The following is a 12,351-nucleotide window of genomic DNA, read 5'->3' as shown; positions in this document are numbered from 1 at the left end:
ATTGATGCTCTTCCCTGTTTTCTCCCCAAAGGCTATGCTACTCTCCTATTGTCGTTGGATTGTGTCTTAAGGAGGAGGCAGATGGACGATGCGTTGATACAGGCCGTGACCCTCGAGACGGGGCTACTGGAGCGAGGGGTTCGAGCCGTTATTGAACTTTCGGCTTCAGGAGCGACGGTTCCTTTTATCGCCCGGTATCGCAAAGAGGCAACGGGCGAACTTGATGAGGAAGAGATCAGAGGGATACTCGAGGCAAAGGAGAAGACAGCGGCGCTCTGGAAGCGGCGGGAGTCTATTCTTGACAGTTTGAAAGAGCGTGATCTTTTAAACACCGACTTGGAGAAGGCCCTTTGCCAGGCAACGGCCCTTTCCGAGCTTGAGGATCTCTACCTTCCTTTCCGCCCCAAACGAAAGACTCGAGCCTCGGCAGCCAGGGAAGTTGGTCTTGAGCCTCTTGCGGAGCTTCTTGTTTCCGGACGCTGTGATGATGTGGATGCTGCTGCCGCCGATTTTATTGATCCGGATAAGGGGACTACGAGTGTCGAGGATGCCCTCGGAGGTGCCCGGGATATCATTGCCGAGGAAATCTCGGAGTCCGCGGCGGTGAGGGCTTGCCTTCGTGAACTTTTTGCTCGAAAGGCCATATTTTCTGCTATCTCCGTGAAGAAGAGGTGCGAGGAAGATCCGAAAGGCTCTGCACGGTTTCGTGACTATTTCGACTGGAGTGAAGCTGTGAAAGGCGTTGCCGGACACAGGGTCCTTGCGGTTCGCCGTGGGGCAGCCTTGGGCTTTTTACGTTGGCACCTCCTGCCTCCCGAGGAGGATGCCCTCCTTTCTGTTAAGCATCTTTCCATGCGGGTAGGGGGCGTTCCATCTTCCCTTGAAGCCTCGGAAGGGCCTCATACCCCGTTGCACGGAGAGGCTGCAAAGCAGGTTGCTTCGGCTGCCGAGGATGCCTACTCCAGGCTTTTGGCCCCTTCCCTTGAAACCGAATTGAAATCGGTCCTGGTGGCCCGGGCCGAAGAGGAGTCTATCCTCCGTTTCGGAGAGAATCTGCGGGAGCTTTTGCTTCAGCCTCCCCTTGGGCCCCGCTCCGTTTTGGCCCTTGATCCCGGCCTTCGAACGGGATGTAAGCTTGCGGTGATCTCCTCAGGAGGAGCGCTTTTAGAGCATGATGTCATCTTTCCCTTACCACCTCAGAATAAAAAGGTGGAGGCTACCCGCAGAATTCTCGAGTTGATTGCGCAGTACGGTATCGAGGCCGTGGCTGTGGGCAACGGGACCGGCGGCCGTGAGAGCGTCGACTTTCTGAAGGAGGCCGGACTTCCGGCTTCCGTTAGCGTGGTGAGTGTGGACGAGAGCGGTGCATCGGTTTATAGTGCCTCGCCCCTTGCCAGGGAGGAGTTTCCCGACCAGGATGTCACGGTCCGGGGCGCAGTCTCCATCGGACGGCGCTTGCAGGATCCCCTCGCCGAATTGGTGAAAATCGATCCCAAATCGATCGGGGTCGGCCAGTATCAGCACGATGTTGATCAGAAGGCACTGAAAAAGGCCCTGGATCAAACCGTAGAGAGCTGTGTAAATAACGTCGGAGTCGAGCTGAACAGCGCTTCGGTACGGCTATTATCCTATGTCAGTGGGGTCGGAGAAAAGCTTGCATCCTCTCTCATCGCTTTTCGCAATGACAACGGCCCCTTTCAAAGTCGCAGCCAGCTACTTTCGGTCCCGGGCCTCGGCCCGAAGGCATACGAACAGGCCGCCGGCTTCCTTCGAATTCGGGGAGCGAATAATCCTTTGGACGCCTCTGCCGTTCATCCCGAGCGTTACACCTTGGTTGAAAAGATGGCCGTCACTGTCGGAGTCTCCGTTGGCGATTTGATTGGTGACGACAATACGGTACGATCGACCATCGACCTTCATTCCTATATTAATGAACATACCGGGATGGCCACTCTGCGTGATATCATGGCCGAGCTTGAAAAGCCAGGCCGGGATCCGAGAAGCCCCTTTGAAATTTTCTCTTTTGATGAAGGCGTTAGAAGCCCCGAGGACCTTCGGGAGGGGATGATTCTTCCCGGTATTGTTACCAACATTACCTCCTTCGGCGCCTTTGTCGATATTGGCGTTCACCAGGATGGTCTTGTTCATATCAGTCATCTTGCCGATCATTTTGTAAAGGATCCTGCGGAAGTAGTCCGGCTCAAGCAGCAGGTACAGGTCAAGGTTATTTCCGTCGATCTTGAGAGGCGTAGGATCGGATTGTCCATGAAAAGAGAATAGGCTTATACTGGAGGAGCGATGAAAACATTACATATAGGCGACACATTACACGGTTTTACTCTTATTGGTGTGGATGATCAAAGCGAGTACCGGGGAACCGGCTACCGGTTTCGCCATGACGCCACAGGTCTCGATCTTTACCATCTCAACTGCGACGACAGTGAGAATCTCTTTTCTTTTGCCTTTAAAACGCCTCCTTCTGACGATACCGGAGTTCCTCATATCATAGAACATTCTGTGCTTTCCGGGTCGGCACGCTATCCTGTGAAGGATCCCTTCCTTGCCCTTATGCGGGGAAGCATGAACACCTTTCTCAATGCCATGACCTATCCCGATAAGACGGTCTATCCTGCGGCCTCTCCTGTGGCCAAAGATTATTTCAATTTGATGGCTGTCTACGGTGATGCCGTCTTTTTTCCCACCCTGTCGGAGGATGTTTTCCGTCAGGAGGGTCATCGCCTTGAGGCCGACGAAGAAGGGCGCTACGGGGTGACCGGCATTGTCTTCAACGAGATGAAAGGGGCCTATTCGAATCACGACTCTATTGTCGGGGAGTGGTCCTACCGATCTCTTTTCCCCGATACCCCCTACCACTACGATTCAGGAGGAGATCCCTTATCGATTCCCAAGCTGAGTTACGAAGCCTTTCGCGATTTTCATCGCCGGGCCTATCACCCCTCCAATTGTCGGATTTTTCTCTATGGCGATATCGATACGGAGCAGCAACTCGAGTTTCTTCAGGAACGTTTTCTTTCCCGGTTTACCATGGGAGAGAAGGCATCGGATATTCCGACCCAGCCTCGCTGGAACAGTCCCCGACGGTTTTCCTTTACCAGCCCGGCTGACGGAGATGAAAACACAAACAGGGGGTCTGTTGTTCTGAGTTGGATTGTCGGTGAGATATCGAAGCCCGACGAAGTACTGGCTCTTGAGGTTCTCTCGGAGATTCTGATCGGGCATGTGGGTTCCCCCCTTTACAAGGCCATGGTCGATTCCCGGCTTGGAGAGGATATCTCCCCTGTTAGCGGCCTTGAAACGGATCTTAAAGAGTTGATATTCGCCGTTGGCCTGCGGGGTATCGATCCCCGGCAAACCGAGGCGCTGGAAGAGCTTGTAACGAAGTGTTTCCGAAACTTTGTCGATCAAGGATTATCCCGGGAAGCTGTCGAAGGGGCTATGACACGGGTGGAGTTTCGGCAGCGGGAAATAAAGGGTGGCTATCCCTTCGGCCTGCGTCTTATGGGTAAACTTTTCAGGGGCTGGTTACACGGCGAAGACCCGGGAACCTCCCTTGCCTTTGCTGCGCCTATGGAGCGCTTGAAGGAGCGGGTTGCTGCGGATCCTCATTTCTTTGAAGATCTACTCCGTGATCGATTTCTGAGTAATGATCATCGTGCAACCGTCATTGTGACTCCCGATGCCGAGCACGAGACAAAGATTGAACAAGAACTCGACAAGCTTGCTCATACCTTGGTGGAAGGTGAAAATCAAGATGGTCTTGCCGCCATCGAAGAGAAGAATCGTCGTCTTCGCGCTTTTCAGGATAAACCCGATTCTCCTGAAGCCTTGGCTACCATTCCCACCCTTTCCATGCAGGATGTACCTACCGAGGTGGATCGGATCGAGACCTCTGACGGCCTTCTCGAAGGAGTCCGATGTTTTTCCCACAACTTTTTCACCAATGGGATTCTCTATACCGATTTTGTCTTTGATCTCGCCGGACTCGGCCGTGAGGAGTTGCTTTATCTGCCCTTGCTGACCCGACTGCTCCTTCATACAGCTCTTCCCGATATGAGCTACGATCAAGTTGCTCACCGCCTTTTCAAGGATACCGGCGGATTCTATTCCTTTCTTGAGTCGAGTCCTGTGATCGGTGAGGCCGGAGTCTATCGCAACTACCTGGTGTTTCGTCTCAAGGCGCTGGAAGAGAATGGCCGTCTTGCTCTGAATCTTGCTGTTTCCATTCTTTTGCAGGGAGTCCTTACCGATACCCGGCGGCTAAAAGATGTTTTGCTGGAAATGCGCAACGATGTCGTCTCCGATATCGTTCCCTCCGGGAACAGCGTAGCCACCATGCGGGCCGCCGCAGGCTTTTCTCCTTCGCTTGCAACAAACGAGTTGTGGCGCGGTGTTGAGCAGCTTCTCTTTCTCGACGGGCTCGTAAAAAAAGGAGAGGCGGGATTTCCCGAAGCCGTAACACGCATGGAGCACCTCCGCAGCACATTGTTGGTAAAAAGTCGCCTTCTGTGCAACATAACCGCTGATGAGGCCTTCCTGCCCAAGGCGGAGACACTGGTCGGAGAGGCCCTGGCATCCTTTCCTCAGGGGGAAGGTGCTGCTTTCTCTTCCTCCCATTTCTCCGTGACAGACCTCATGGGAGAAGCCTCGTCGTGCAGTGAAGAGGCGCTGATTGTTCCCGCCTCCGTCAACTTTGTGGCCTTGGTATTTCCTGCGGCGACAATCGATTCGGCAGCCCATAGCCATCAGCTCATTCTTGCCCAGCTGCTGAAAACGACCTTTCTCTGGGAGAAGATCAGAATGAGAGGTGGAGCATACGGTGCCGGAGCCTTTGCCAACGGTATTGAGGGCATCTTCGGTCTCTCCAGTTATCGAGATCCCCATATCCTTTCAACCGTTGATGCCTTTCGCGAGGGGCTCCGCATCGTTGCCGAAGAAGGGGTGGACCAGGCCGAGCTTGAAAAGGCGATCATCACCCTCGTCGGTAAAGAGACCCGCCCCCAATCTCCAGGCGAAAAAAGCATGATTGGGTTCCGACGTATTCTCTACGGTTTGAATGACACACTAAGGCAGAGCAAACGCGATACCATGCGCGCCTCTACCGTTGAGGCTGTTTCTCTTGCGGCAGCATCTCTTCTCTCAGCCCTTGATTCTTCGCATTTGGTTGTACTCGGCGGTGATGCCGCGGTAAGCAAGGCCGCGGATCGGTTTGCCGGTCTTGGAACACGGCGCACAAGGCTTCCTGGATGAACAACAGCGACCGTATTCTCAACGGCGGGATAAGCAGACTCTTTGTCCGTCTCTCCTTTCCCGCCATTGTGAGTTTACTCTCTCTCGGTTTGTATCAATTCGTCGACGGCATTTTTGTCGGGCAGTGGGTCGGACCCGCTGCCTTAGGAGCAGTCGGCGTTGTCTATCCTTTTTCTCTGATCAACAATGGAATATTCAGTCTCATCGGTGTAGGGGCTGCTTCCATGCTCAGCAGGGCAATCGGTCGAAAGGACCAAAAGACTATCGATGCCCTTTTCGGCAATCTGCTGCTTGCCAACCTGATTCTTTCAGGCGCGATGATCCTTTTCGGTCTCCTGGCGGCCGAATCGATTGTTGCCTTTCTCGGTGCAAGCGGAGAGATACACCGTCTCGGGGTGATATACCTCAGAATCCTGGTACTCGGTTCCTTTTTTTTCAATTTTGCTTCCAGTGCCAATATTCTCATTCGGGCCGAGGGGCGGATGAAGCAGGCCATGCGAATCATGCTTTCGGGTACCATCCTTAATATCATTCTCGATGCGTTTTTTCTTGGCGTCTTCGACTGGGGGATCGCAGGCGCTGCGAGCGCTACCGTAATAAGCCAGGGGGTGATGTGTTGCGTCAGTTTTTTCTATTTTGGCAAAGCAAACGGGGCCATTACCTTAAGAAAAAGCCATATCGCTTTCACCGGACATCTATTTGAGATGCTTCGAGTCGGTTTTTCCGGTATGGCCCTGCCAATCATGACGGTTATCCAAATCATTTTCGTTTTAAAAAGTGTTGCCTCTTACGGAACGGAACAAGAACTGATCATCATTGGGGCGGTTATTAAAATTCTCAACTTCATCTTTGTGCCGATTTGGGGAATCTGCCAGGGATTCCAACCATTGGCCGGTATGAATTACGGAGCTGGCAAGTACAAAAGACTTGCCAGGGCCTTCACTCTCTTTTCCTTCTATTCTACGATTATCACCCTTGTGATATGGCTGCTTATTCAGCTGTTTCCGCGGGTTCCCCTGGGCTGGTTCATCATCGATTCCGATGTTCTTGAAGCCGGAGTTTCTGTTATTCGCCTCTATTTATGTGATTTCCCCATTTACGGCTATATGCTTTTGGTGATCACCTTTTTTCAGGCCATAGGTCGAAGCATTCCCGCTGCTTTCCTGGTTGTGAGCAGAATGAGTCTCTTTTTTATTCCCGTTATCCTTCTTCTTCCCAGACTTCTCGGCCTTGCCGGGGTTTGGCTTGCAACTCCGGTTTCCGACATGTTCGTTGTTGTTATCGGCACCATCCTATTTGGACTGGAACTTCGACGACAACGTTGCCTGGAAGCCCAAGAAGAAGAAGGATAAACGGCGTTAAGCAGTTACTTTTTGCCCTGATTTGCCACTGCGGCCATTTTGGCCTGAATGGCCTCTTGGTCTCCCAAATAGTAGTGGCGGATTGGTGTTATATCCTTATCCAGCTCGTAGACCAACGGAACTCCGGTCGGAATGTTGAGTTTTGTGATCTCTTCGTTCGAGATGCCGTCAAGGTATTTGACCAATGCTCGCAGACTATTGCCGTGGGCCGCTATCAAGAGACGCTTTCCCGCCTTCAGTTCGGGGACTATCACCTTTTCCCAGTAGGGTACGACCCGCTCTATGGTGATTTTGAGGCTTTCGGTTAAGGGTATCTGTTCTTCCGAGAGTTCCCGATATTTTAGATCCTTTCCCGGATAGTATGCGCTCTCTTTTGTCAATTCGGGAGGCGGGGTGTCATAGCTGCGTCGCCAGATCAGAACCTGTTCTTCTCCGTACTTTTTTGCCGTTTCCGATTTGTTCAGCCCCTGTAATCCTCCGTAGTGTCGCTCATTCAGTTCCCATGCCCGAACAACGGGGATCCACATGAGATCCATCTCTTCGAGGACGATCCAGAGGGTCTTGATGGCACGCTTCAGAACGGAGGTGTAGGCCTTATCGAAGACAAAACCTTCTTCACGCAATAACCTGCCACCCGCTTGTGCCTCCTTTTTTCCCTTTTCCGATAAGGGTACATCGGTCCAACCGGTGAACCTATTTTCTTTATTCCATTGGCTTTCACCATGACGGATAAGGACTAATTGAAGGGGTCCCATAGATACCTCCTCTCTGGGTTTATGCTATTTTATACAAACATAGGCATGCAGGAGAAGAAAGTCCAATAGCAAAAGAGAAAGTAGTGTTCGGAATCGTGGTGGTCAGGAATATCTAAATTTTTTCCTTGCTGCCAATTACAAGAATATAGATACATAAGATCAAGCAATCCTGAAAACCTAAGGATTTTTCCGGGAAAGACAACATGCAACCACCAGGATTCCGAACACTATACAAAGAGAAGCCTACTCCACCTTCTCCCGTCCCCAGACCTTTTTCACGGTTGAAAAGTTTTTTTTGACCATGGTAGGATCAAGGTTTTCCTGACGTCTCTGAAGAAAGATGCAACGCTGAGGACTTGCCTTTCCCTGTGCCACGTCCCGGGCAAAGGCTTCGCAGCTAGGTGAACCGCAGAGACCACAGTCGACCATGGGTAGTGCTTCTAAAATGTGGGTGGCGGTATCCATGATTTCCATGGCCTTAGCCACATCATCGTCAAGTTTCATGATGGAGCGGGGTTCGACGGTCTCCAGTTTGATGGTATCGCGTAAGAATTCGGCGGTCTCTTCGGAGATATCTTCCCCACAATAGTCCGATACCGGAGATAGTTGTTCGGCACGATGGCGGAGTCGCTCCGCGGTGAGAAACCGGTTTCCCGAACCGAGGATACCTCCGGCGCAGCCTTCATCGCAGGCCCTTAGTTCAAGAAAATCTATCCCGGAGATCTCTTCGTTTTCCAATTTTTCCAGAAACGCCATGACATTATGAATACCGTCGACTGCCAGGGTTCTGCCCGGGATTTGCTGAGCCTCTCCGGTGGTTAGGCTCCAGAGTACTGCTGCGGAGGAGAGCCTCCTCGGAGGTGGTAGGGTGCAATCCTTACGATTTTTTTGTTTTACAAGATTTCTGTGGATAAGGTTATAGAGGAAATCCATGTTGATGACACCGTCGAAGGCGCTTCGGGGTTCTCCAATCGGCCTTTTTATTGCCGCAATCTTGGCAGCACAAGGAGTGACGTAGAAAATGCCTATCTCGTGAGGATTTGCCCCTTCTTCTGTCAGTTTTTTTCTGATGTACGCGGCGGTGATATCGAGTGGAGGCTTGAGAAGATTTATCTGCCCAACCAAGGACGGGAATCGAACCTGAATTAGACGAATGATGGCTGGACAGAAACTGCTGATAACTGGTTTTTGTCCGGCATAGGTAGAAAAGCGGCCAGAAATCTTGTGAAGCAGATCGATACCCGTTTCCGCCTCATACACATCGGTAAAGCCCATGTCGATGAGGATACTGAAGATCTGTTGCTCAGGGATTTCTTCTGAGAATTGCCCTATCATTACCGAAGGTACCACTGCAATACGGTGTGAATAGGTATAAATCTGGTCGAAGTCATCCTGTTCGATCACAATAGCATCCACGGGGCAGACCGACATGCAATTACCGCAGTCGACGCAGCGGTTCGGATCAACGTGGGCCTTACCTCCAAATACCCTGATGGCTTCGGTGGGGCAGGTGAGCATACAGTGAGTACAACCAATGCATTTTGCCTCAACAATCTTGAGGGCATGATGAAAGGAACTCTTTTGCATCTTTCGCTATGCCTCAAAATTGATAGTGAACTCAACCTCGGTAGGGCTTCCTGAGGCACTTCGTATGTCAAGGCTGTCGCAGTTATTTTTGATGTTGGGTAATCCCATTCCTGCTCCGTAGCCCATCTCCCGGACTTCATCGCTGGCGGTTGAGTAACCTTCACTCATCGCCAGTTCGATATCCGGGATTCCAGGCCCCCGGTCGGCGACGAGTACATGGATCTTATCCTTAAAAATATCTGCGGTGAGTGTCCCTCCAAACGAGTGGGCTACGACGTTTACTTCTGCCTCAAAGAGTGCCACCACCGCTCTCTTCATAGCACTGGTCGGAATATTGAGCTGTTTCATTTTTTTTTTCAAATCGCTGGAAGCATAGCCCGCCTTGGTGAAATCGCCTGCGACGAGTTCGTACTGAAATTGCATAACTCAAGCTGCCTCCCGATTAGTAGACCGCAGGCAGACCATGCCCGAAAAGGATACCGCTGGCCCGAAACATGGAGAAGCGAGTTGTGATGAGACAAATACCTGTTTCCGATGCCAGTTCTATCATTTTTGCCGTTGGCTGTTTGTCGCGAACAAACAAAATTTGGGCAATATCGGCCATTTCTGCCGTCCTGATCGCCTGAATATTAGTTAGGCCGGTGATAAGCAGCATATTGTCGGTCAAAAGCGTAAGTACATCACTCATTAGGTCCGAGGAAAAGGCCGATTCAATCTCTCTGCCGAGGTCCCCGCATTCGCAAAGCACCTTACCCTCAACCAAATCGATTATTTCTATAAGTTTCATCGTCTCTATCATATCAGAGAAAGTAAGGAAAGGGTAATGTTTTTCTACTGTCCGGAATCGTGGTGATTCCTTTACCTTTAAGCCCATGCATAAGAGGGCAGATAGTCAATCATCCATCGTAAGGGTGTAGGAATACACCTGACCCACAGCTCCCTCCCACTCCGATTCATAGGCTGATTCCGTAAGAAAAACCTCCGCTTACTGTAAAGAGTCCTCAGCTCGGACGCTATCCTCTTTCCCTTTATCCCAGCCACCACCCCATGTGTCAGCCCCCGCTTCTCATCCTTTCCCCCAACCCGATAGGGCTTCATAAAGTTGTGATAATACCGGTAGATCTCAAGCCGCTCCAGCATGTTCACCGTACTCCTTGCAAACTGGACCGTCTGCCTCACATGATCCGAGTCATCCTTCCGGATCTCCCTGTCAAGATAATTCACACTAAAGAGGGGATTACGCAGATCCCGAACCCTCTTCGAACTGATCCTGTGGTGCTCTATCATTCCTGCCATCTCTGCCGGTAGCCCCTTCATCACCCTTTTGTATTGCGTGTGTTCATCGGTATACAACTTCACCCTATCCCTCTCCGATTGCTCTGCCAGGGCAAGCACCTTTGCCACGACATTCTGAAAGGACTGATAAACAATTCCTCTATAGACCTTTAGCTTCTCCTTGATCACCCTGTTTTTCTTCTTCTGATAGCAGGTCATACGTCCCTTTCTGGTCAGCTGCGCATAGTCGGAGAGGAACCAGAACTGGGAATCTTTTCCTGCCAGGATGTGGATGTTGTTGGGGAGGTACTGGGAACAGACAAAGTGAAGGGTTATCCTAAAAGTGCAGTCTAAAAACACCCGAAAATAAAAGGGGTGGATTTATGAGACGTTATAACGAAGAGTTTAGGGAGCAAGCATTAAAGCTGTCGGATGAGATTGGAGTAAAAAAAGCAGCGGAACAGCTGGGAATCATTTACGGGACACTAATGGACTGGAGGAAAAGCAGAAACCGGAAAAAGGAGGGTTCGGCAGAACCTGAAATACTACCGTTGACGGAACGGGAACGGCACATGCTCAAGGAGATACATGAGTTGAAGGAAGCGAATGAGATCCTGAAGGATGCCCTGGGTTTTTTCGTAAAAGACCGGAAGAAGTAAGCAAAAGGAGCATGTTCGGATACATCCGAGAAACAAAGGGAAGGAAAAGATTTTCAGTTGTGCGGATGTGTAAAGCCCTAAAAGTCAGCGAAACAGGATATTACAAGTGGAAACGCACGGGTAATAAGCCGAAAGCATGGCAGCTTCTTCTGGTCAAAATCCATAAGATTCTTGATGAGCACCCGGATAATCAGAATTATGGGATAAAGAGAATCCTGATAGCACTGGAGCAACGGGGAGAGCGAGTATCACGATCAACAGTCATCAGAGCCATGAGAAAGGGAAATCTTCTTCATGCAAGCCCCAGAAGACCGGAGGGAGTGACAAAAGCGGAGGAAAAAGCACAGAGGCCGGAGAACCTTCTCCAGAGGGACTTTAGTGCAACGGGTCCGAATGAGAAATGGCTTACTGATATAACGCAGATACCCTGTTTAGACGGCACACTTTACATAGCCCCGATCTTTGACTGCTTTGGTGGAGAGATTATTGCACTGGCAATGGAGAGCACCATGAAGAAAGAGCTTTGTATACAAGCGGTGAAGGAGGCATATAGAACCAGGAATCCGGGAAGTGGGGTAATTATTCACAGTGATGCGGGAAGTCAGTACACCAGTGAGTTGTACAAGAAAACACTCGGAGGATTCCACGCTGTACAGAGTATGAGCGATGTGGGGAAGTGCTACGACAATGCGCGTATGGAAAGCTTTTTTGCGACACTGAAAAAGGAAAAACTGTATCAAATGAACACCATGAAAAGGACTAGGGAAGATGTAAAAACCATAGTCTGGCGCTACGTCATGGTATACTACAACCGACAGCGTATAAGCACGGTGAACAAAGGCGGCTTACCGCCGACTATGTTCAGGATTCAGGCCGCAGCAAGACAGGCTGCTGCTTAGCATAACATTTGGGGCGTTTGGGGTCTGCACTTATTTTGACTTTTCCAAAGCTTTCAAAGCCGTCTGCGACCAGGTCTTCGTGGAGGTTCATGTCTGAGGTGAGGGAGGCGGAAGAGGCAAGGCACTGGTGGGAAAGGCGACGGATACGGTCTGAGATGGTGGAGCATGAGACCTTAAGGATACGGGAGAGGTCTCTGATACCGGAGCTGGTGACGAGGTGAGAGAGGATGGTTGTGTAGGGGAGGTGGAAATGGGTCCAGTAGTCGATGCTGAAGGTGCGAGTGGAGAAGGAGAGGTGGCAGGTTTTGCATTTGAACTTTTGGATACGGGGAGAGGTTTGGGTAGAGTAGGAACCTGTTCTAAAGAACCAGTGGCCGGAGGGAGAGAAGTGGTTGAGGCAATGGGGATTGGGGCAGAAGGGGGGATGGAACATGGGAAACTCCTTTTTCGTATTGTTCTTACTATAAGTAACTACGAGAAAAGGAGATTTTATTCATTTTCCACCACGATTCCGGACACTAGTAAAATATTTCCCTTGACATCTGTG

At 50.8% G+C, this 12,351-nt stretch carries 11 protein-coding genes; 5 read left to right on the top strand and 6 right to left on the bottom strand.

The window, feature by feature from the left end; all coding sequences use genetic code 11:
- The first annotated feature begins 81 nt into the window (after positions 1–81).
- Genes SPIRS_RS18470 through SPIRS_RS18460 form a run of 3 tightly spaced genes read left to right on the top strand, consistent with a single transcriptional unit; the run spans position 82 to position 6,620 of the window.
- Positions 82–2,280 (top strand): Tex family protein, encoded by a 2,199-nt coding sequence (locus SPIRS_RS18470; RefSeq protein WP_013256206.1) that lies wholly within the window; start codon positions 82–84, stop codon positions 2,278–2,280.
- A gap of 18 nt (positions 2,281–2,298) precedes the next feature.
- Complete coding sequence (locus SPIRS_RS18465) at positions 2,299–5,268, top strand: insulinase family protein (protein WP_013256205.1); 2,970 nt, start codon at positions 2,299–2,301, stop codon at positions 5,266–5,268.
- A complete protein-coding gene (locus SPIRS_RS18460) occupies positions 5,265–6,620 on the top strand; it encodes an MATE family efflux transporter (protein WP_013256204.1) in 1,356 nt (451 codons plus the stop codon). Before SPIRS_RS18465 ends, SPIRS_RS18460 begins: the two co-directional genes overlap by 4 nt.
- A 14-nt stretch (positions 6,621–6,634) precedes the next feature.
- Here SPIRS_RS18460 and gpmA read toward each other — a convergent pair whose 3' ends face one another.
- The 5 genes from gpmA to SPIRS_RS18435 form a co-directional block, all read right to left on the bottom strand.
- Positions 6,635–7,384: a 2,3-diphosphoglycerate-dependent phosphoglycerate mutase gene (gpmA, locus tag SPIRS_RS18455; protein WP_013256203.1), complete on the bottom strand. Its 750-nt coding sequence runs from the start codon at positions 7,382–7,384 to the stop codon at positions 6,635–6,637.
- Positions 7,385–7,627: 243 nt separating this feature from the next.
- Positions 7,628–8,971, bottom strand: coding sequence for a [Fe-Fe] hydrogenase large subunit C-terminal domain-containing protein (locus SPIRS_RS18450; RefSeq protein ID WP_013256202.1), 1,344 nt, complete (start codon positions 8,969–8,971; stop codon positions 7,628–7,630).
- Between the two features lie 6 nt (positions 8,972–8,977).
- Entirely contained in the window at positions 8,978–9,394 is a 417-nt protein-coding gene (locus tag SPIRS_RS18445; protein WP_013256201.1) for an ATP-binding protein, read from the bottom strand.
- Between the two features lie 19 nt (positions 9,395–9,413).
- The gene (locus SPIRS_RS18440) at positions 9,414–9,758 is read right to left on the bottom strand and encodes a DRTGG domain-containing protein (RefSeq protein WP_041866427.1); all 345 of its coding nucleotides are present in this window, start codon (positions 9,756–9,758) and stop codon (positions 9,414–9,416) included.
- 77 nt (positions 9,759–9,835) lie between these two features.
- A complete protein-coding gene (locus SPIRS_RS18435) occupies positions 9,836–10,606 on the bottom strand; it encodes a hypothetical protein (protein ID WP_013256199.1) in 771 nt (256 codons plus the stop codon).
- Positions 10,607–10,629: 23 nt separating this feature from the next.
- On the opposite strand from SPIRS_RS18435, the gene SPIRS_RS18430 reads away from it, so the two are divergent.
- Positions 10,630–10,905: a transposase gene (locus SPIRS_RS18430; protein ID WP_013256198.1), complete on the top strand. Its 276-nt coding sequence runs from the start codon at positions 10,630–10,632 to the stop codon at positions 10,903–10,905.
- An 11-nt stretch (positions 10,906–10,916) separates the two neighbouring features.
- Positions 10,917–11,804 (top strand): IS3 family transposase, encoded by an 888-nt coding sequence (locus SPIRS_RS18425; RefSeq protein WP_013256197.1) that lies wholly within the window; start codon positions 10,917–10,919, stop codon positions 11,802–11,804.
- Here the strand turns inward: SPIRS_RS18425 and SPIRS_RS22240 are convergent.
- Complete coding sequence (locus SPIRS_RS22240) at positions 11,767–12,237, bottom strand: hypothetical protein (protein ID WP_013256196.1); 471 nt, start codon at positions 12,235–12,237, stop codon at positions 11,767–11,769. The genes SPIRS_RS18425 and SPIRS_RS22240 overlap by 38 nt on opposite strands.
- Positions 12,238–12,351: the final 114 nt, after the last annotated feature.

The organism is Sediminispirochaeta smaragdinae DSM 11293, assembly GCF_000143985.1.
Lineage (GTDB): Bacteria > Spirochaetota > Spirochaetia > DSM-16054 > Sediminispirochaetaceae > Sediminispirochaeta > Sediminispirochaeta smaragdinae.
This window is presented reverse-complemented; position numbering and strand designations above follow the sequence as displayed.